This window comes from Natronorubrum sulfidifaciens JCM 14089 (assembly GCF_000337735.1).
GTDB lineage: Archaea > Halobacteriota > Halobacteria > Halobacteriales > Natrialbaceae > Natronorubrum > Natronorubrum sulfidifaciens.
Genome location: NZ_AOHX01000025.1, coordinates 104,317 through 122,930, shown reverse-complemented (window position 1 = coordinate 122,930; position 18,614 = coordinate 104,317). Strand labels below are relative to the sequence as shown.

19 protein-coding genes are annotated in these 18,614 nt (G+C 62.7%); 11 read left to right on the top strand and 8 right to left on the bottom strand.

Annotated elements, in window-relative coordinates; translation table 11 throughout:
* Positions 1 to 4 precede the first annotated feature (4 nt).
* Complete coding sequence (locus tag C495_RS01790; RefSeq protein ID WP_008159460.1) at positions 5 to 544, bottom strand: HAD family hydrolase; 540 nt, start codon at positions 542 to 544, stop codon at positions 5 to 7.
* Positions 545 to 625: 81 nt separating this feature from the next.
* Complete coding sequence (locus tag C495_RS01785) at positions 626 to 1,915, bottom strand: HAD family hydrolase (RefSeq protein ID WP_008159459.1); 1,290 nt, start codon at positions 1,913 to 1,915, stop codon at positions 626 to 628.
* A gap of 276 nt (positions 1,916 to 2,191) precedes the next feature.
* Here C495_RS01785 and gfcR point away from each other — a divergent pair, with 276 nt between their 5' ends.
* Entirely contained in the window at positions 2,192 to 2,848 is a 657-nt protein-coding gene (gene gfcR / locus C495_RS01780; protein WP_008159458.1) for a transcriptional regulator GfcR, read from the top strand.
* A gap of 72 nt (positions 2,849 to 2,920) precedes the next feature.
* Here the strand turns inward: gfcR and C495_RS01775 are convergent, their stop codons facing one another.
* The gene (locus C495_RS01775; RefSeq protein WP_049890092.1) at positions 2,921 to 3,883 is read right to left on the bottom strand and encodes a transcription initiation factor IIB; all 963 of its coding nucleotides are present in this window, start codon (positions 3,881 to 3,883) and stop codon (positions 2,921 to 2,923) included.
* A 162-nt stretch (positions 3,884 to 4,045) separates the two neighbouring features.
* On the opposite strand from C495_RS01775, the gene rnhA reads away from it, so the two are divergent.
* Together rnhA and C495_RS01765 are read left to right on the top strand one after the other, a co-directional pair.
* Entirely contained in the window at positions 4,046 to 4,639 is a 594-nt protein-coding gene (rnhA, locus tag C495_RS01770; protein WP_008159453.1) for a ribonuclease HI, read from the top strand.
* A 67-nt stretch (positions 4,640 to 4,706) separates the two neighbouring features.
* Complete coding sequence (locus tag C495_RS01765; protein ID WP_008159451.1) at positions 4,707 to 5,339, top strand: DUF7108 family protein; 633 nt, start codon at positions 4,707 to 4,709, stop codon at positions 5,337 to 5,339.
* 23 nt (positions 5,340 to 5,362) lie between these two features.
* Here C495_RS01765 and C495_RS01760 read toward each other — a convergent pair whose 3' ends face one another.
* Positions 5,363 to 5,722 carry a PadR family transcriptional regulator gene (locus C495_RS01760; RefSeq protein ID WP_008159450.1) on the bottom strand — a complete coding sequence of 120 codons (360 nt, stop codon included), beginning with the start codon at positions 5,720 to 5,722 and terminating at the stop codon, positions 5,363 to 5,365.
* Between the two features lie 344 nt (positions 5,723 to 6,066).
* Here C495_RS01760 and C495_RS18450 point away from each other — a divergent pair, with 344 nt between their 5' ends.
* The 4 genes from C495_RS18450 (at position 6,067) to C495_RS01740 (ending at position 9,126) form a co-directional block, all read left to right on the top strand.
* On the top strand, positions 6,067 to 6,195 hold the full coding sequence (locus C495_RS18450; RefSeq protein WP_008159448.1) for a hypothetical protein: 129 nt from the start codon (positions 6,067 to 6,069) through the stop codon (positions 6,193 to 6,195).
* Between the two features lie 190 nt (positions 6,196 to 6,385).
* Positions 6,386 to 7,729 (top strand): alkaline phosphatase family protein, encoded by a 1,344-nt coding sequence (locus C495_RS01750; protein WP_008159446.1) that lies wholly within the window; start codon positions 6,386 to 6,388, stop codon positions 7,727 to 7,729.
* A gap of 139 nt (positions 7,730 to 7,868) precedes the next feature.
* Positions 7,869 to 8,561: a DUF6498-containing protein gene (locus tag C495_RS01745; protein ID WP_241430572.1), complete on the top strand. Its 693-nt coding sequence runs from the start codon at positions 7,869 to 7,871 to the stop codon at positions 8,559 to 8,561.
* A 151-nt stretch (positions 8,562 to 8,712) separates the two neighbouring features.
* Positions 8,713 to 9,126 (top strand): DUF371 domain-containing protein, encoded by a 414-nt coding sequence (locus C495_RS01740; RefSeq protein WP_006064368.1) that lies wholly within the window; start codon positions 8,713 to 8,715, stop codon positions 9,124 to 9,126.
* 29 nt (positions 9,127 to 9,155) lie between these two features.
* Here the strand turns inward: C495_RS01740 and C495_RS01735 are convergent, their stop codons facing one another.
* The gene (locus tag C495_RS01735) at positions 9,156 to 9,860 is read right to left on the bottom strand and encodes a DUF2270 domain-containing protein (RefSeq protein WP_008159443.1); all 705 of its coding nucleotides are present in this window, start codon (positions 9,858 to 9,860) and stop codon (positions 9,156 to 9,158) included.
* A gap of 96 nt (positions 9,861 to 9,956) precedes the next feature.
* Here C495_RS01735 and C495_RS01730 point away from each other — a divergent pair, with 96 nt between their 5' ends.
* Both C495_RS01730 and bluB read left to right on the top strand, forming a co-directional pair.
* A complete protein-coding gene (locus C495_RS01730) occupies positions 9,957 to 10,769 on the top strand; it encodes an endonuclease III domain-containing protein (protein ID WP_008159442.1) in 813 nt (270 codons plus the stop codon).
* A gap of 83 nt (positions 10,770 to 10,852) precedes the next feature.
* Positions 10,853 to 11,521, top strand: coding sequence for a 5,6-dimethylbenzimidazole synthase (gene bluB / locus C495_RS01725; protein ID WP_008159440.1), 669 nt, complete (start codon positions 10,853 to 10,855; stop codon positions 11,519 to 11,521).
* A gap of 18 nt (positions 11,522 to 11,539) precedes the next feature.
* Here bluB and C495_RS01720 read toward each other — a convergent pair whose 3' ends face one another.
* The gene (locus tag C495_RS01720; RefSeq protein WP_008159438.1) at positions 11,540 to 13,477 is read right to left on the bottom strand and encodes a beta-CASP ribonuclease aCPSF1; all 1,938 of its coding nucleotides are present in this window, start codon (positions 13,475 to 13,477) and stop codon (positions 11,540 to 11,542) included.
* A 336-nt stretch (positions 13,478 to 13,813) separates the two neighbouring features.
* Here C495_RS01720 and C495_RS01715 point away from each other — a divergent pair, with 336 nt between their 5' ends.
* The gene (locus C495_RS01715) at positions 13,814 to 14,317 is read left to right on the top strand and encodes a hypothetical protein (protein WP_008159436.1); all 504 of its coding nucleotides are present in this window, start codon (positions 13,814 to 13,816) and stop codon (positions 14,315 to 14,317) included.
* A gap of 60 nt (positions 14,318 to 14,377) precedes the next feature.
* Here the strand turns inward: C495_RS01715 and C495_RS01710 are convergent, their stop codons facing one another.
* Positions 14,378 to 14,932: a hypothetical protein gene (locus C495_RS01710; protein WP_008159435.1), complete on the bottom strand. Its 555-nt coding sequence runs from the start codon at positions 14,930 to 14,932 to the stop codon at positions 14,378 to 14,380.
* A gap of 129 nt (positions 14,933 to 15,061) precedes the next feature.
* On the opposite strand from C495_RS01710, the gene nucS reads away from it, so the two are divergent.
* Positions 15,062 to 15,832, top strand: coding sequence for an endonuclease NucS (nucS, locus tag C495_RS01705; protein WP_008159434.1), 771 nt, complete (start codon positions 15,062 to 15,064; stop codon positions 15,830 to 15,832).
* A gap of 82 nt (positions 15,833 to 15,914) precedes the next feature.
* Here the strand turns inward: nucS and mutS are convergent, their stop codons facing one another.
* The gene (gene mutS, locus C495_RS01700) at positions 15,915 to 18,611 is read right to left on the bottom strand and encodes a DNA mismatch repair protein MutS (RefSeq protein ID WP_008159432.1); all 2,697 of its coding nucleotides are present in this window, start codon (positions 18,609 to 18,611) and stop codon (positions 15,915 to 15,917) included.
* Positions 18,612 to 18,614 lie beyond the last annotated feature (3 nt).

Below are 18,614 nucleotides of genomic sequence, written 5' to 3'. Positions count from 1 at the left end.
GACCTCACACCCCCGACGGCCCGTCGCTGACGTATTCGAACGCCAGTCCCGCTCGCTCCGCCGTCAGTTCGTCTCGCGCGGAGTCGCCGATGAAAAGCGCCGCACCGGGGTCGACCTCGAGTTCGCGGACTGCCTCGAGTAACGGCTCCGGATGCGGTTTCTGTGTCGCAACCGTATCCCGGCCGACGATGACGTCGACCGCGTCGGTGAGGCCGTGTTCCTCGAGGGCGATCCGGCAGGCCGCCTCACAGTTCAGCGAGCAGACGGCAACCGGCACCGAGCGCTCGAGCAGTTCGTCCACGTGCGCCAGCCGCGGCGCAGTCGTCGCACCCTCGCGTTCGTGGGCGGCGATCGCCGTCTCGACTGCTGCAGTCAGTCCCACGTCGTCTGCGGCCTCGAGTAAGTCCCACAGCTCCGTACTCGGCAGGTCGATGCCTGCATCCTCGTACACCGTGCGGACGTCCTCGGCGACGGCATCCCAGTCGACGTCGAGGTCGACGAGTGTTCCATCGAGATCGTAGACGACGGCGTCGTAGTCTGTCACACGTCTCGAAACGAGTGGTGGACGAATAGTGACTTCGGTCCCGGAGACGCGTCGCCGGTGGTGTCGAACGCAGTGTCCGACTTACTCGAGGCGAGCCAGCCGGTTCAGCGCGTACACCGTCCGGAGGACATCGACGCTTTTCCCGCGGTCGAAGACGAGTTCGTCCGTCTCGAGGACGTGTTCTAAGGTGTCCTGCGAGGCGTGTTCGGGCGCGGCCGCGATCCCCGCGTCGTTCTCGTCGACCCACTGCATCACGCGCAGGTCGCTTTTGGAATCACCCATCACGAGCGAGAACGGCTCGTCGACGCCTAACACGTCGAGCGCTCGTTCGACGCCGACGACCTTGTTCAACTCGAGGCTCCCGATCTCGGCTGCGTCGGCCTCGTAGTAGGCGACGTCGATGCGTTCTAAGACGTCCGTGAGGGCGTCGGGGACCGTGTCGGCGTCGAGGTCGGGATAGGCCCCTTCGCTCTCGAGAACGGCCCTGATCTCGGGGTCTTGAGCAGCGTAGAACGCACGCGTCCAGTCGGTAACCGTCTCGTCACTGAGTTCTTTGCTCCCGTTGCCGTCACCGTCGCTCTCACTTCCGGGGATGTCGAGTGCGGTTCCGACCGCGTCGGCGAGCAGATCGATCAGGTAGACCAGCGCCGTGTCGATGATCTCACGGGCGTTCGTCGAGCCGGTCTCGTAGTTGGGTTTCATCGTGACGTTGAACTCGTTGCCCTGCAGATGACAGCCACGGCGGAGTTCCTCGGAGGCGTCGGGGAGCACCCGCGAACGCACGTCGTCGAAGACGTTTCGGATCTCTTCGTCCAAGTCCTCGTAGAGCAGTTGCTTCGTCTGTGCGCCGTGGCCGGGCGTGAACACGCCCGTCCCGGCCTCATAGACGATCGAGAGGTCGCCCGAGTGGACGATCTCGCTTCCAAGCCCTTGGATCGCAAAGCCCTTGACGTTCTCCAAGGTCTGACCCGTGCAGATGACGATCGGCACGCCGGCTTCGTGAAACTCCGTCAGCACATGCAGCGTATCGCGCGGAATCTCGTTGTCGGTGCCACCAGCCGACCGCAACGTCTCGTCGACGTCCAACACGAGGACGTTCACCGCACGGCCGTATTTGGCCTCGAGATCGAGCGCTGTAAATGCCTGATCGCGGTCGGCTCGCGAGGCGACTTCGGCGAACGTCTCGCCAGCCGCAAACGCCGAGCGGATCTCGTCTTTGCGCTGCTCGAGGTCGTCGTTGACGCCTTGCCAGTGCTCGAGAGCGACGCGGGAGTCGACCGCCGGAAAGACATCGACGAACGCTTGATACTCCCGGAGCGTCTTCGTATCGTACTCGTCGTACAGTTGGTAGATGAGATCGTACCGTTCCATGTCAGCTACAGGCAGGGGCAGGGGGATAATCGTTTTCAGTGTTCGCGTGGCCGCATCCACCGACATCAACACATAGTGAACTATATATTAACTATTCTTGAAGTCAATATCTTTGTGTTGAGGTACGTACTGTGGAGCAGAACCGCCGGCATTGTCCCTATCTGTCTCACACGAACCGGGCTCGACGGGGTACGATACTGTATCGTCGGTCGATCGCCTCGAGGCATTCGCCGACGACGACACGACTATAAAAGCAGCGATCGAATTCACGGATATATGAAAAACGTCGACGACTTGATCGAGAGCGCAGCGGAGCTCGCCGCGCGCGGGCTCTCCAAAGGCGAGATCGCGGACGAACTGAACGTCTCCAGAGAGACGGCGAGCTGGCTGGTTGAACGCAGCGGCGCGACGGCACAGCCGACAGACGCCGCGGACCGGAACGGTGCTACAAGCGCCCCGAGTGGCCCACAGGACATCCACGTCGACTGGTCGGCGGTCGGTCGCGACAGCAAACGAATGGGCGCGATCGCGGAAGCGATGGCCGACATGCTCGCCAAACACGGCGAAGACGTCGATCTCACGATCGGCATCGAGAAAGCCGGCGGCCCCATCGCGACCCTCGTTGCGCGCGAACTCGAGACCGATCTCGGGACGTACACGCCCGCGAAACACCAGTGGGAGGAAGGCGACATCGAAGAGCTCGGTGGCACGTTCAGCCGGAACTTCGCCGGGATTCGCGACCGTGAGTGCTACATCGTCGACGACACGATCACCAGCGGCACCACGATGCGCGAAACGATCGAGGCGATTCGTGCCGAAGGCGGCGAGCCCCTCGCGTGTATCGTCCTCGCCGACAAACAGGGCCTCGAGGAACTCGAGGGCGTGCCGGTGTACTCGCTGTTGCAGGTCATCAGCGTCGGCAAAGAGGAGTAGACACGCACACGGCTGTAGCCGCTCGGTTCGATGTAGTGTGACTCAAAAAAGCGAAACTGGTGAGCGGACGAGTTAGCCGTGAATGCCCATCGCTTCGATCTGTTCTTGGTATCGATTCCGGATCGTCACCTCGGTCACTTGGGCCACGTCTGCGACCTCACGCTGGGTCTTCTTCTCGTTGCAGAGCAACGAGGCAGCGTAGATCGCAGCGGCGGCGTAGCCGGTGGGTGACTTGCCCGAGAGCAGACCTTCTTCGGCCGTCTTTTCGATGATTTCGTTGGCCTTGGTCTGGACCTCTTCGGAGAGTTCGAGTTCGGAACAGAAGCGAGGGACGTACTTTTTCGGGTCGACGGGGCGCATCTCGAGGCCGAGTTCTTGCGAGATGTACCGATACGTCCGCCCGATCTCTTTGCGTTCGACGCGGGAGACTTCCGAGATTTCCTCGAGACTGCGCGGGATGCCCTCTTTTCGACAGGCGGCGTACAGCGCCGACGTCGCGACGCCTTCGATCGATCGCCCGCGAATGAGGTCTTCTTTGAGTGCGCGTCGATAGATGACCGAGGCGACCTCCCGTACCGAGCGCGGGACGCCGAGTGCGGAGGCCATCCGGTCGATCTCGCTGAGTGCGAACTGCAGATTGCGCTCCCCAGCGTCTTTGGTTCGGATGCGCTCTTGCCACTTGCGCAACCGGTGCATCTGGCTGCGCTTTTTCGAGGAGATAGAGCGGCCGTAGGCGTCTTTGTCCTTCCAGTCGATCGTCGTCGTCAGTCCCTTGTCGTGCATCGTCTGAGTCGTCGGCGCACCGACGCGGGACTTTTGTTGCCGTTCCTGGTGGTTGAACGCCCGCCACTCAGGACCGGGATCGATCTTTTCTTCCTCCACGACGAGCCCACAGTCTTCACAGATGAGCTCACCCCGGTCGGAGTCTTTTACGAGATTATCCGATTCACACTCGGGGCACACACGAACCCCTTCCTGATCCTCGGTCTCGTCCGTCTCACGCATGCGCTCCCGCTGGCGGGTGGACCGTGTCATCGCACTTTTATAGGAGTATCACCAACGTATATAAATCCTTGGGGCGCGTTTTCATCCACTGATGCTAATCAGCCGAAATCGGCACATACAGCGCTTCAACACCAAGGTTTACGATTCGGAACCGGAAAGACTTTATCCGACTCTGGCCGACAACAGCCACGAATGCCGGTTATCGAGTGCGACGTCGAGGCCGCTCGAGAGCGACTCGAGGATGCAGGAGTAGCCGTCGAATCGGGAAACACTGACCACGAACGCTGGCGGGCACGCCGTGAGGGCGCAACAGCGGTCGCCTACGACGACAAGATCGTGATTCAAGGCGAGAACCCACAGGACATCGAAGCGCTGTTGCGCGAAGACGGCGGCCGCGCGCACGTCTACTTCGACGGCGCGTGTCGGGGCAACCCCGGTCCCGCGGCCACCGGCTGGGTGATCGTCACCGGCGACGGGATCGTCGCCGAAGGCGGCGAACGGCTCGGGACGACGACGAACAATCAGGCCGAGTACGCGGCACTCATTTCGGCACTCGAGACCGCTCGCGACTACGGCTACGACGAGGTTCATATCCGCGGCGACTCCGAACTGATCGTCAAGCAGGTCCACGGAGAGTACGATACGAACAACCCCGAACTGCGCGAACTGCGCGTCACCGTCCACGAACTGCTCACCTCCTTCGACGAGTGGACACTCGAGCACGTGCCACGTGAGGTCAATGGCCGTGCAGACCGACTCGCAAACGACGTGCTGGATCAGGGCTGACGGAACTCGAGGCCGATGTCGACTCGAGACCAGCAAGCGAAAAGTCTTCGAGTGCGTACGGGTCGGTATGACCGACTCGAACGAGTCCCACGCTGATCCTGCGACGGCAGCTGACGACCCGACCGATGGTAGCCACGAACTTCCCGATGACGTCGTCGACGAGGCCGAACGCCTCACGCGACTCGAGCGAACGGTACCCGACGACAGCGAGGCACAGGCACACACACAGCGACGGGACGAACTCCTCGAGGACTACGAGTTCACGTCCCGAATCCGCGACGACGACGGTGACGACGTGCTCGTGCTCCATCCCGAGAAGTGGCACGACGACCACGAGGGCGTCATCAGAACCGATCGCATCGAAGACATCTCGCGTGCGGTCGAGATCCCACTCGAGGGAACTGCCGACCCCGACGACTGGGATGTCGTCGACACACACAACCGAGAACTCGTCGCACAGGTGCGAACAGCCCACGGCGACGTCCACGGCGACAACGCGGCGGCGCTCGCCGACTTCGTCGGAAACCACTACGCGAAGCAGGTCGAAGACCTAACGAACGCGGAACTCGAGGAGTTCCGAACGGAGTACTTCGTACGGAATAGCTGGCCGTCGGACGAGCAACAAGCGGTGCTCGACGAGTCGATCACGCTTGTCTACGAAACGGCCGGCGAGCCGGAGCCTGACGCGCAGGTCCGGTAACGAAAACGAATCTGGTGGAGTCGTTAGTAGCTGTTTTCGACGATCTCGCTGATCTCGTCTGCGCGGTCGTCGCCCGTGACGACCTTCGAGAGCGTCCACTGGATGCCGTCGAGGACGGCCTCGTAGCCGTCGTCGGTCAGCGAGTACTGGTTGGTTCGCTTGTCGAGTTCGCTTTTCTCGACTAGTCCGAGATCGACGAGTTCGTCGAGGTTAGGGTAGAGTCGCCCGTGGTTTACTTCCGTCCCGTAGTAGTCCTCGAGTTCGCGTTTGATCGCCAGCCCGTACATCGGCTCTTTGGCGAGGATAACGAGGATGTTGTTCTGGAACGCGGTAAGTTCGCGTGCAATACTCTGTTCACCGCTGATTGATTGTGCCTCTGACATAGTTTCGTAAATGTCACCAGACTATTTAAGACTTGCCAACTATTCGTTCAGCCGCGTCGAACGAGCAGTGGCTAATCGACCGCTGTCTACCGAATACCGCTGGTGGACTCGGTTCACGGGTTCGCATCTGGTGACCCTCATCTCGAAAGTGAAACTCGATTATGAAAGTACTTTTTGATCGATCGTGGACTGAAACGGAACGGCAAACGGGTGAACAGTTTGCATGATCGGCGGTAAATCGGACAACAGCCCCTCTGATTCACGGGAGTTATCTACAGCCGTTGGCCTCATGCATTATGAGCATGAGTAATTTTATTTGGGTCGACGTGCTACACTGACCTGTAATGGCAGCACGCAACCGGTCCCCACGAACGCCTCGAGCGGACGACGCCGACGCCGGCGTCGGGATGGCCCACCTGACGGTCGTCCCCACGAACTTCGACGCCACCGAAGACGACGAACGAGACCAGTAAGCGAACTCGAAGGTGGCAGATATCGCGGCCGTCTGGGTCGCAGTCACCACGTCGGCAACTGCTCAGAGTCGCGGCTCCCCGTCGCGTCGACACCGTTTGATCGCCACTGTGGTCGTGGTCCTGTCGTAGATATTCTCAACAGAGTGTCTCGAAACGAACCTTCTTGTATGCGGTTGAACTACGTCCGTCCATGGGTCTGTTCGATCGATTACGGGGTGACGGCGACCCCAGAGTCGCATTTATCGGGGTCGACGGCGTGCCGTACAGTCTCCTCTCGGAGAACGAAGAACTGTTTCCGAACTTCGCTGCCCTCGCCGACGACGGGACGGCAAACGAGATCTCGAGTATCGTGCCGCCCGAATCCAGCGCCTGCTGGCCGTCGTTGACGACCGGAATGAATCCCGGAGAGACGGGCGTCTACGGCTTTCAGGACCGCGAGGTTGGCACCTACGACACCTACGTCCCAATGGGTCGTGAAGTGCAGGCCGACCGCGTCTGGGACCGCGTTCAGGAGGCGGGTCGTCGGGCGACCGTCATGAACGTCCCCGTGACCTTTCCACCACAGCGAAACGTCCAGCGGATGGTCTCGGGCTTTCTCTCTCCCGGACTCGACAAGGCAGCGTATCCGGACGACGTCCGTGACTACCTCGAGACGCTGGACTACCGGATCGACGTCAATCCGAAACTCGGCCATCAAGAAGAGAAAGCCGAGTTCATCGAGGACGCCCACGCGACGGTCGACGCCCGCTTCGAGGCCTTTAAACACTACATCGAGGAAGACGACTGGGACCTGTTTTTCGGCGTGTTCATGACGACCGACCGGGTCAACCACTTCCTGTTCAAAGACTACGAGCGCGACGGCGAGTACAAAGACGAGTTCCTCGAGTTTTATCAGAAAATCGACGACTACATCGGCCGGCTGCGTGAGTTGCTGCCGGAGGACGTCACCATGATCGTCGCCTCCGACCACGGCTTTACCAGCCTCGATTATGAAGTCCACTTCAACGAGTGGCTCCGAGAGGAGGGCTGGCTCTCGTTTGCGACCGACGAGCCCGAAGAACTCGGCGACATCGCCGACGACACCAAAGCCTACTCGTTCATCCCCGGTCGGTTCTACATCAACCTCGAGGGACGCGAACCCCGTGGCTCGGTCCCCGAGGAGGAGTACGACGAGGTTCGCGATCAGCTCAAAGCCGACCTCGAGGCACTTGAAGGGCCAAACGGGAACACAGTCGTCGACCGAGTCGTCGAAAAGGAAGCCGCGTTCCGCGGTGACCACGACGATATCGCGCCGGATCTGGTCGTCATCCCGAACAACGGCTTCGACCTCAAATCCGGGTTCAAAGCCGATTCGGAGATTTTCACCACCGGCCCCCGAAACGGGATGCACAGCTTCGACAACACGTCGTTGTACATCGACGACGCCGATGTGACGATCGATGACGCCGACCTGTTCGACATCACGCCAACCATTCTCGAGCTGATGGACATCGAGTACAGCCGCGGGGATTTCGACGGCGCGAGCCTGGTCTAGTACCCGCCCGCCGACTCGACCCTTGCCGTTCGGGCTTGGAATGCTCTCGACTCGAGCCCACCGTGTTCGACGACAGCGGCTTCGGCAGTCTCAGAAACATGGCGGACCGTTTATCATTCAGGAACGGGAATCGATCGCTATGCGCTCGTCCCGGACCGGCTCTCGGATCGCCGCCGCCGGAGTGGTCGTCGCGAATCTGGTTTCACTGGTCGGCGTCGTTTTCTTCGGCTGGACGCTGCACTCGCTGCTGGTGATCTACTGGCTCGAGAGCGGCGTCTTGGGGATGGCCTACGTCGCGAAGATCCGTCGTGCTGAGGGTACGGACGATCCCGACGAACTGCCCGCGTGGGAGATCAGTTCGGTCGGCGACACGGCCCCACGGACGCTCGAGTCGTTCGTCGGGAAGCCGAATCGGGCGATCGCGAGATACTTTGGGACCTATTTCGGCGCGTTCTGGCTCTTCCACGGCGTGTTCGTGTTGTACGGACTGCCAAGCGAGTTTCCGGATATGGCAACCGCGTCGCCGTCCGCGGTCGTTGTCGCGGCCGTCTCCCTCGCCATTTACCATGTCCTCTCCTACCGCCTCAACTATCTCGGTGCACGGGAGTTCGAGCGGAACGGCCCGGTAACGCTCATGGTCGACCCTCTCGAGCGCATCGTCGTCTTGCACGTGACGATCGTCCTCGGTTCGATCCCGCTCGAGTGGTTCGGCGCACCGACCGGCGCTGTCGCCGTGATGGTGCTCGTGAAGACGTCCTTCGACCTCGAGGCCCACCGGCGGGAGCACGAACGAGCCCGCCAGCGGACAGCGACGGCGTCCACGGCGAACTGAGACGGACTCCTGTACCGATGTGTCGGCACAACCGGGAGACGGGTCGCGATCGCACCGGCACTGACAGACACGTCCGAGATCGGTGTGCCCGGCCTCGAGCAGGGCGGCCGTGATTCGAGTCCGTTTTCCGCCCGGCACCGAACCCTCGAGCATGGAAGAAATTATCCACGCTCGAGGTCACGAGCACGTCACCGCCGAGCACTCGAGCACGTTCGAGGTCACGACCGACGACTTTCTCACTCCCGCCGGAGACTGCATCCTCGCAATCGAGGCCGACCGCGCACCCGCCGACTTCGATCCCGACTTTATTGCGGCCTGCCAGGATCGGGAGGCGACGATTACGGTTACGATCGAGGCCGGCGGCCACACGGACTCGGTGTCGGGACGGGGCGATCCCGACCTCGAGTTGACGAACGAGCGGAGTCTGGTCGGCCGAACGAGCGAGTACGTCGACGACCGGACGATCATGAACGACGCCCCCTTCGCGGCCGAGGGATTCGACCGCGACCTCGTCGCCGCTCTCGCCGACGGGGCCGAGGCGACGGTGACGATCACCGTGGAGTGAGCGCGATTTAGGTCGATATTTCGGTGCTGTCACCGATGACTGCCCACGGCCTGTTCGTGGAGTTCGTCTTCTGCCTGCCACGTGCGGGGTCGGAACGCAATTCCGACGGCGACGAGGTAGAGTGCGACGATGATGCCAGTCACCAGTAGCCCTGGCAGCGGGCCGATCGCTGCGCTGTCCGGCCACGGCTGGGGCGCGAACGAGACGACGTGGGTCCCCCAGGCCCCGAGCATGACTGTGAACAGAAACAGGTAGATCCGTCGCAGTCGGTGTGCGATCGATTCCTCGAGGGAGATCTTGATGACCGGTCTGCGGTAGTCCTGGCCGAGCTTGCTCCGCCAGTCAGGGTCCTCGAGTCCGCCGGAGGCGTCGAGGCCGTACGCGAAGACGTTTCGCTGGAACATACGGACTCGCCCCCGCCAGATGTCGTAGCCACGATAGCGGTGGGCCTCAATGAACAGGAACGCGACGAGTGCCGTCGTACCCAGCAAGATGATGTAGTGGGGGTTGTTCTGACTCGAGAACGCCCACGTAAGAATTGCACTCATGACGATTACCGCCCAGTTCGTCGTCTGATCGAGCCGTTCCCGCCAGACCTGCATCCGGTGGACTTCGCCGCGGTAGAGGTGTGCCAGCGACGAACTCGGCCCCATCTGTTCCTCGAGCAGGCCCGCGCCGACCTCGCGGTGTTCGGCGTCGGTTGGATCGATGTCTTTTGCGGATCGCTTCGCCATCGTCTCCTACGTGCGACTCGAGGGCGAAAGAACGTGGTGATCCTGTCGGCCAGTCGATCACAACCGTTAGTTCGACCGATCCACGACCTTCTACTGATGGCCACAGACTCTCGCGCAGAAACCGTCGTGAATCGCCTCGCCCATCGCTATGGCGATCGTGGCTTTCCCGAACACAATATCGACGGCGGACAGAACGCCGTCACGATCGACGATGATGAGTCGATATTCTGGGACCAGACCGGCGGCAGCCAGGATGCGTTCGTCTGTCTCGTCCGGACGATCCTGAGTCAGAACACGAGCGACAAGGCGAGCCAGCCGGCCCACGACGAACTGATGAGTACATACGGGGGCGACGACATCGACCTCGCCGAGTCGCTTGCAAGCGCCGAGCAGTCAATCCTTGCCGAAACGATCAGTGGTGCCGGATTGTACAACCAAAAGTCCGAGACGATCATCGACACAGCAGCGTGGGTCCTCGAGGAGTTCGGCTCTGCCGCCGCGTTCGATACGTTCGTCAAAGACGAAGCGCCGTCGACGGTTCGTGATACGCTCCTCTCCGTCCGGGGTGTCGGTCCCAAGACCGCCGACTGTGTCCTGCTTTTTGCGGGCGGTCGCGGCGGCGTCTTTCCCGTCGACACGCACGTCCACCGCATCTATCGACGCATGGGGATCGCCCCACCCGATGCCGACCACGAGGCCGTTCGCGCCGTCCTCGAGCGAGACGTGCCCGCGGCCAAATGTGGCTTCGGCCACACGGCGTCGATTCAGTTCGGCCGCGAGTACTGTACGGCCCGCACGCCCGCCTGCCTCGAGGACCCTGACGCCTGTCCGATGGGCGATATCTGCGAGCAAGTCGGCGTCTACCCCGAAACGGGGGCGGTCGTCGATCCCTCCGAGACGGCGGACTGAACGCGTTCCCGCGTTCGGGGTCCTCCGTCGCTGTCCGCACCCGATCACTGTCTTTATGCAACTCTGATTTGTCCGCTGAAACGATGGTTTCATTCACCGACGACGAGCGAGACGCAGTCTACAAGACCATCTACGCCCGTCGGGACATTCGCCGGTTTCGAAACGACCCGATCCCCGAGGATATCCTCGAGCGACTCATTCAGGCGGCCCACCACGCCCCGAGCGTCGGCTTCTCACAGCCCTGGGACCTTATCGTCGTCCGAGACGACGAGACGAAAACCGAGATCGCCGAGATCGCCGACCGCGCCATCGCGGCCGCCCGAGAGGGGTACGAAGAGCCGACGCGATCGGAGTACGCCGCGTTGAAACTCGAGGGGATCCGCGAGTCGCCGATCAACATCTGCGTGACCTGCGACCCGACCCGCGGGGCACCCCACGTGCTCGGTCGGAGTTCGATGAAACGGACGGACGTCTACTCGACGTGTCTGGCAGTCCAGAACCTCTGGCTGGCCGCTCGCGCAGAAGGCGTCGGCGTCGGCTGGGTGAGCGTGCTCTACCCCTACGAGGTACAGGAGGTACTCGGGATTCCGCCCCACGTCAAACCGGTCGCGTACCTCTGTCTGGGCTACCCCGAGGACGGCTTCCCCGAGGAGCCCGTGCTCCAGCAGGAAGGGTGGCGCGAGCGCATAGACGTCGACGCGCTCGTCCACGAGGGCCGCTGGGAGTCGATGGAGTCTGCCGAAAACGAGTGACCGGTCGCCTCCGCAGCGTTAGAGGAAGCGGAACGTCTCTAAGTTCTTCGGCGCGAACGTCCGAATGTTGTAGTCGTGGTACAGTGCGCTCGAGAGGTCCTGTGTCGAGCGTTCGTCGCCGTGGACACAGAGCACCTTCTCGGGGCGCGGGTTCATCGTCTTGACGAAGTTCTCGAGGCCGGCTCGGTCGGCGTGGCCGGAGAAGCCGTCGACGGTTTCGACGTCCATGTTCAGCGAGAGGGTGCCACGTCCACCGCCGTTGTTACCCATGGCACCGACTTCGCTGGTCGGGATCTCGTCCCAGCCGTTCTGGATGCGGCGACCGAGGGTTCCCTGGGCCTGGTAACCGACGAAGACGAGCGTCGAGTCCGGGTCGGGGCCGATGTGGCCGAGCCAGGACATGATCGGGCCGCCGGTGACCATCCCTGACGTCGAAAGGATGATACAGGGCTCGCCGTCGGCGACGTCTTGGCGCTCTTCCTCACCGGCGTCGATGTGGTTGAACTCTTCGGCGAGGAAGGGGTTCTCGTCGTCGTGGAAGATCCGGTCGCGGAGGTCGTCTCGCAGGTACTCGGGATAGGTCGTGTGAATCGCGGTGGCCTCCCAGATCATCCCGTCGAGATGGACCGGCATCTCGGGAATGTCGCCGCTGCGCATCGCCTCCTCGATGACGAGCATGATCTCCTGTGATCGGCCGACAGCGAAGGCGGGAATGACGACCTTGCCGCCTTTCTCGTAGGTCTCGTTGATGACTTTCTTGAGGTGCTCTTCGGAATCCGCTTGATCGGTCTGATAGTCGTTGCGACCGCCGTAGGTCGACTCGAGGACGAGCGTCTCGACGCGGGGGAAGTCGTTGACGGCACCGTTGAACAGGCGGGTGTCGTCGTAATGAATGTCGCCGGAGAACGCGACGTTGTAGAGGCCATCGCCGATGTGGAAGTGACTCACCGCGGAGCCGAGAATGTGGCCCGCGTTGTGGAAGGTGAGTTTGACGTCGGGGGCGATGTCCGTGACGTCGCCGTACTCGAGGGGGATGGTGTGTTTGATCGCTTCGCGAACCTGCTCGCTTTCGTACGGTGGCGTGCGGCCTTCTTTGGCCGCGACGTCCAGATAGTCGAGCGTGAGCAGGCCCATCAGATCTCGCGTTGGCTCGGTACAGTAAATCGGGCCGTCGTAGCCGTATTTGAACAGCAGCGGGATAAGTGCGGAGTGGTCGAGGTGGGCGTGGGTGAGGACGACGGCGTCGATCGTCTGTGGTCCTGCGCCAAGCGCCTCGGGGGCGTGGAGATACGGGACCTCGCCCTCTGCGCCGGGCTTGTCGCCACAGTCGACGAGGATGCGTGTTTCCGGCGTCGAAATGATAAATGACGCGCGACCGACTTCACGGCAACATCCCAGTGTGGTGATGCGGACGTACTCGTCGTCGGACATCTCCTCGCGGTGGATCTGTCGGCCAACTTTCTCCAAGATGTCCCGTCGTTCGTCACGTTCCTGTTTGAGGAAGCTGCGGACGTTTGAGACCGTCGAGGATTCGATCGGTGGCGTCCGGACGACTTCGGGCGTCCAGCCGACGTTTTTCGTAATCTCGCGAAGCGTCGAACCGTGGCGACCGATGACCATGCCGGGCTTTTCGGCCTCGATTACGACTTCGCCGGTGTCGGCATGAAAATCGAGGTCCGTAACGCCCGCTTCGTCGGGGATCACACCCATGATCTCCTCGCGGGCCTCGTTAGGCCGTGAGAGAACGGATGGATCAGGTCGGATGGTAATCCGTTTGCGAAGTTTACTCGCGAGTTTCCGAACGAGGTCGCCCTGCTGGGCGAACTTCTTCGGATCGCGCGTGTAGACCACCAGTTCGGGGCCTTCGTATTTCACCGAGGAGACCGAGATATCGTTCGGTAACTCGCTCGTGATCTCTGCTTTCAAATCGTCGAGTTGCTGCTCTACAGTACTCATAATCGCCGATTGTGGCTTGCGTGAACTCGCCGCCGGGAGCCGGTGTTCTGTCGGCCGGACGCGATTGGGAACTGCGACTCGAGACCAGCCAAGCGACGGTCGCTGTGTGTTGCTCTCGATGTCAGAGATCCACGCTGTCGTTGTGTGACAACAGTGATCATATACCGTCCAGTATCCCAAATCATCGCGTTATGCCGTGTGTACGAACACGCTCCCAGGTCGGTTATCCTGGTTCGTGCGGGAAGATTCCAGGGAGAACCCGCTTATTCGACGCTACTGCTTGCGCGGTATAAAAGCCTTCGCAAACATCAGGATGATCCGTCACAAACAGGGGGTATGGAACTCACACCGGAGCGTGTCGTGATGGAGCGAAACTGGGTTGCAGACCGAGCTGAGACCGTCGTCCCGATCATCAACCACGTCCGCGACGACCTCGGTGACGTCTTCGAGACGGATGTCGATCACGTCACCGAAGCCCAGTATCTCGAGGCAGTCGACGCCGTCTTTGCCGACGGTGATCTGGCGGTCAACGTCGCCGCGATGGTCGCGATTCTCCGGGAGATCGACGTTGAGGGCGACTATCCCGGCTTCGTCGTCGATGAGATCCTCGGCCGCGAGCTTGCAGCGACAATCGCCGGCACCCAGCCCCTGCGGACACTCGGCGAGGCAACCTTTCACTACGCCGACGTACAGGTCCACGGGGACGAGAACGAAAACGCGGGTGTGGACGACCTCGAGGCGGCACTCGCGGCCGGCTTTCAGGAACGGCTCCCGGGCTGGAACTGGACCGAACGCGAGAGTCCGTTCAGCGTCGACGCCCGATCGGCTGAATCCGAGTGAGCGTCGGCCCCGATCGCGTGACGAGGGAGCCGAGCGTTTCGCTGCGGGAGCGATGTGACGTTACTCGTCGTCTTCGGCGTCGCTTTCGTCGTCAGTGTCCTCCTCGGTGCTGCCATCGTCTTCGAGTTCGTCCTCGAGTTGCTCCTCGAGGTCGTCTTCGTCCAGCTCGGGCTGTTCTTGTTGTTGCTGTTGCTGTGCCTGCTGTTCGAGGATCAGGTCGTAGGCATCGCTGCCGTACAGTACGGTGACGGGGCCGCTTCGGAGGGCGCTGAGAATCGCCTCGTCCGGGCCGTCGATCAGATACAGCCCGGCACCTTCCGTCGTGGACTCGTCGATCTGGATGTCTTCGTCGTCCGCATACGCTTCGAACTCCGCGATCGTCTCCTCTTGCAGTTCCTGAGCGCGCTGTTGGAACTCCATCTCGTCGATCTCGCCCGACTCGAGGTCGTCGTAAAGTGCTTCGACAGCAGCCTGATCCGGTTCGACGATGGCGGTCAGCCGCTCGTCGGCTTCGTCGTCACTCAACAGTCCGAGATCGGTACAGCCAGCAAGTGATGCAACAGCGCCGGTGCCGGTGAGCTGGAGAAACCGTCGGCGGTTGTGTCCGTTCGTCATTCAGTTCGAACGCGTGGATGTATGGCCATAAGGCTTTTTGACACGCGCTGACAGTCCCGGATTCGACCGTTTGGTCGTCTCTCGGGCAGTCCGGATCGTTTTTGCCCACTCGACAGCTACGCTGTTGCAGTGACTGCTGGGACATCGACATCTGCCGCACGGGCCGTCACGCTCGAGCAGCCCGCACTCGAGGCTGCCTGTGAGGCCATTGCCGACGGGCTCGAGCGCGCCGCGTTAGTGACCGTCTTCGGCCGCTGTACCGTCGACTACGAGGGGCGGGCCTCGAGCACGCTCGAGGCGGGCGATCGCCACGTGATGCTCAAGCCCGACGGGGCAGCGCTGGTCCACACCGACGAAGGCCAACAGCCGGTCAACTGGCAGCCGCCGGGCTGTACACACGACGTGTTCTGTGATCGTCCCGCCGATGGGGACGGCGAGGATGCGCTCGTCCTCGAAAGCGTCCGGTCGACACCCGAGGAGCGATTGTGCGTTCGCTTTCAGGACGTGTTGCAGGTCTCGGCGTTTTCGGGCACCGACGAGACCGATCTCACGCTGTCGGGCACCGAAGCGGACCTCCGCCAGCGAATCCTCGAGGAGCCAGCGCTGCTCGAGGCCGGCTTTAAACCGCTTGCGACCGAACGCGAGACGGCCGCGGGTGCTGTCGACATCTACGGTGAGGACGCGGCCGGCCGAACCGTCGTCGTCGAACTCAAACGCCGCCGCGTTGGCCCGGATGCCGTGGGCCAACTTCGGCGATACGTCGACGCGTTAGAACGTGAGTTGCACGCTGATGCCGACATCCGCGGGATTCTGGTCGCCCCCTCGGTGACCGACCGCGCCGACCGACTACTCGTCGATCACGGCCTCGAGTTCGTTTCCCTCGAGCCGACGAGCGAGTAGGCCGGCGCTGGCTGCGGTGACGTGACTCCCGTTTCAGGCTGGAGACGTCCCCGTGAGCGGTGTTATCTGTCCAGTCGCCGCCTCATTCCTCGAGCAGCCGCTGCAACCGGTCGAGTTCCGTCAGCGCCTCGACCGGCGTGAGATGGGCGACCTCGAGGGCACGGAGTTCGGCGGCGAGGTCCGGCGGGAGCGCGCCGCCATCGGCCGTCGCCTGTGTCGGCGCGCTCGAGTCGGTGTCCGTAGCTGTCTCGACGGTGTCGTTCGGTGTCTTCGCGGCCGCTGAGACGAGTTCACGCGATCGTTCGACGACGGTTTCGGGAACCCCGGCAGCGGTCGCCACCTCGACGCCGTAGGAGCCCGTCGCCGCCCCGGGGGCGATTTCGTGGTGGAAGACGACCTCGCCGTCGTCCTGTTCGACTTCGAAGTGGAGCGTGAACGCGGCCTCGAGGTCGTCAGCCAGTTCGGTCAGCGGATGGTGGTGGGTCGCAAACAGCGTCGTCGCACCGACCGCATCGTGGATGTGCTCGGTGATCGCTTGTGCGATGGCGAGGCCGTCGGCGGTCGACGTGCCGCGGCCGACCTCGTCTAACAGGACCAGCGAGCGCTCGTCGGCCTCGCGCAGGATCGTCGCGAGTTCGTCCATCTCGACCATGAACGTCGAGCGCCCGCCCGCGATATCGTCGCTGGCCCCCACACGGGTGAAGATTCGATCGACAGGCGTCAGTCTCGCAGCTTTCGCGGGGACGAAGCTGCCGACCTGCGCCAGCAGGACGATCTGTGCGACCTGTCGCATGTACGTCGATTTGCCGGACATGTTCGGCCCCGTGATCACCGCCAGTCGCTGGTCGTCGGTCAGGGCTGCGTCGTTGGGGACGAACGACGCTTGGGTACGCTCGACGACGGGGTGACGGCCGCCTTCGATGTCAATTTCGAGGCCGTGCTGGTCGCCCTCGATGATCTCGGGGCGACAGTAGTCGTACTGTGCGGCGACGGTTGCAAGCGAGACGAGCGCATCGAGCGTGGCGAGTGCTCGGGCGAGTTCCTGCACGCGCTCGACCTCCTCGCCGATCGTTTTCCGGACGTCACAGAAGAGGTCGTACTCGCGGTCGTCGGCCCGCTCTTCGGCCCCGACGATCTGGTCCTCGCGGTCTTTGAGCGCCGGCGTGACGAATCGTTCCGAGTTTTTCAGCGTCTGTCGGCGCTCGTAGTTCTCGGGGACGGCCTCGAGGTTCGGGTTCGTCACCTCGATGTAGTAGCCGTGGACCGAGTTGTAGCCGACTTTCAGCGAGTCGATGCCGGTGCGCTCGCGCTCGCCGTCTTCTAAGTCGTCGATCCACTGTTTGCCCTCGCGGGCGGTCGCCCGCAACTCGTCCAGCGCGTCGTCGTATCCCTCCGCGATGATGTCGCCCTCGGTGATCTCGATCGGCGGCTCGGTGACGATGGCGTCATCGATCAGCTCGCGCACGTCGACGAGCGGGTCGAGATTCGCGTGCAGTTCCCCCAGTCGGTCGCAGTCGGCGTCGGCGAGTTGGTCCCGGATGTCGGGCACGACGGCCAGCGTCTCCCGAAGCGACCGGAGGTCTCTCGCGTTCGCCCGTTCGCGGGAGATCCGACCGATCAGCCGCTCTACGTCGTAGACGTTCCGGAGCAGTTCGTGGAGCGTCTCCCGACGCTGGACGGCAGCGGTCAACTCCTCGACGGCGTCCAGCCGCGCCTCGATTCGGCGGGGCTCGAGCAGCGGTCGGCGAAGCCAGTCTCTGAGCTTGCGGCCGCCGAGCGCACACGCCGTCTCGTCCAGCACGCCGACGAGCGTCGCCTCGTCGTCGCCGTGGACGCCACGGGGCTCGAACAGTTCGAGGCTGCGCAGCGCAACGGCATCCAGCAGGAGGTACTCGCGGGGGTCGTAGCGAGTGAGCTGCGTGATGTACTCGAGTCGCTTCTGTTCCGGCTCCTCGGCGTCCGCCTCGAGTTCGTCGTGTCCCGTCTCGGTCGGGGTCTCGCGCTCGCCCTCGTGGTCGCCGCCGCGGACGTACTCCGCGTAGGCGAGCAGTGCGCCACAGGCTCGAATCTCGGTCTCGCTCGCGAGCAAGGCGTCGGGGTTGCGCACGTATCTCGAGAGCATGTCTCTTGCGCGCTCGTGGTCGAACGCGGCCGCGTCGAACGGCGTCACCATACAGTGTTGGTCGAAGACGGCCTCGGGTGCGTCTGGCCCGACGACGGCCTCCGACGGCTCGAACCGACTGATCTCGTCGGCGATGGCCTCGCTCGAGTCCGAACTCGTCGTTACGAAGTCGCCCGTCGAAACGTCGAGTAAGGCGAGGGCGAGTTCGTCAGTGTCGTGCCCTCGGGCCAGCGCCGCGACGAAGTTGTTGTCGTCACTGGCGAGCAGTTCGTCCTCGGTGAGCGTCCCGGGCGTGACGACGCGCGTGACGGCGCGTTCGACGACTCCCGGCGACTCGCCGGGCGCTTCGACCTGATCCGCGACGGCGACCCGATACCCTGCCTCGAGCAGCGTTTCGATGTACGACTCGGCGTTGTCGATCGGAATCCCCGCCATCGGATACTCGCCGGTGCTATCCTCGCGGCTGGTCAAGGCAATCTCGAGCAGCCGTGCGGTCCGTTCGGCGGCTCCACAGAACGTCTCGTAGAAATCCCCCACCTGAAAGAGCACGATCGCATCGTCATAACGCGCACAGAGATCGTGATACTGCGCCATCATCGGCGTCAGCTCGTCGCGTTTCTCGGCCATCGCTGCAGGCGGGCCAAGCGCCGGGTCCATATG

What these genes read in the sequence shown, in the direction of transcription:
- C495_RS01785 (WP_008159459.1), bottom strand. Translation starts at nt 1,915, where the DNA reads ATGGAACGGTACGATCTCATCTACCAACTGTACGACGAGTACGATACG.
- gfcR (WP_008159458.1), top strand. Translation starts at nt 2,192, where the DNA reads ATGAAAAACGTCGACGACTTGATCGAGAGCGCAGCGGAGCTCGCCGCG.
- C495_RS01775 (WP_049890092.1), bottom strand. Translation starts at nt 3,883, where the DNA reads ATGACACGGTCCACCCGCCAGCGGGAGCGCATGCGTGAGACGGACGAG.
- rnhA (WP_008159453.1), top strand. Translation starts at nt 4,046, where the DNA reads ATGCCGGTTATCGAGTGCGACGTCGAGGCCGCTCGAGAGCGACTCGAG.
- C495_RS01765 (WP_008159451.1), top strand. Translation starts at nt 4,707, where the DNA reads ATGACCGACTCGAACGAGTCCCACGCTGATCCTGCGACGGCAGCTGAC.
- C495_RS01760 (WP_008159450.1), bottom strand. Translation starts at nt 5,722, where the DNA reads ATGTCAGAGGCACAATCAATCAGCGGTGAACAGAGTATTGCACGCGAA.
- C495_RS18450 (WP_008159448.1), top strand. Translation starts at nt 6,067, where the DNA reads ATGGCAGCACGCAACCGGTCCCCACGAACGCCTCGAGCGGACGACGCC.
- C495_RS01750 (WP_008159446.1), top strand. Translation starts at nt 6,386, where the DNA reads ATGGGTCTGTTCGATCGATTACGGGGTGACGGCGACCCCAGAGTCGCA.
- C495_RS01745 (WP_241430572.1), top strand. Translation starts at nt 7,869, where the DNA reads ATGCGCTCGTCCCGGACCGGCTCTCGGATCGCCGCCGCCGGAGTGGTC.
- C495_RS01740 (WP_006064368.1), top strand. Translation starts at nt 8,713, where the DNA reads ATGGAAGAAATTATCCACGCTCGAGGTCACGAGCACGTCACCGCCGAG.
- C495_RS01735 (WP_008159443.1), bottom strand. Translation starts at nt 9,860, where the DNA reads ATGGCGAAGCGATCCGCAAAAGACATCGATCCAACCGACGCCGAACAC.
- C495_RS01730 (WP_008159442.1), top strand. Translation starts at nt 9,957, where the DNA reads ATGGCCACAGACTCTCGCGCAGAAACCGTCGTGAATCGCCTCGCCCAT.
- bluB (WP_008159440.1), top strand. Translation starts at nt 10,853, where the DNA reads ATGGTTTCATTCACCGACGACGAGCGAGACGCAGTCTACAAGACCATC.
- C495_RS01720 (WP_008159438.1), bottom strand. Translation starts at nt 13,477, where the DNA reads ATGAGTACTGTAGAGCAGCAACTCGACGATTTGAAAGCAGAGATCACG.
- C495_RS01715 (WP_008159436.1), top strand. Translation starts at nt 13,814, where the DNA reads ATGGAACTCACACCGGAGCGTGTCGTGATGGAGCGAAACTGGGTTGCA.
- C495_RS01710 (WP_008159435.1), bottom strand. Translation starts at nt 14,932, where the DNA reads ATGACGAACGGACACAACCGCCGACGGTTTCTCCAGCTCACCGGCACC.
- mutS (WP_008159432.1), bottom strand. Translation starts at nt 18,611, where the DNA reads ATGGACCCGGCGCTTGGCCCGCCTGCAGCGATGGCCGAGAAACGCGAC.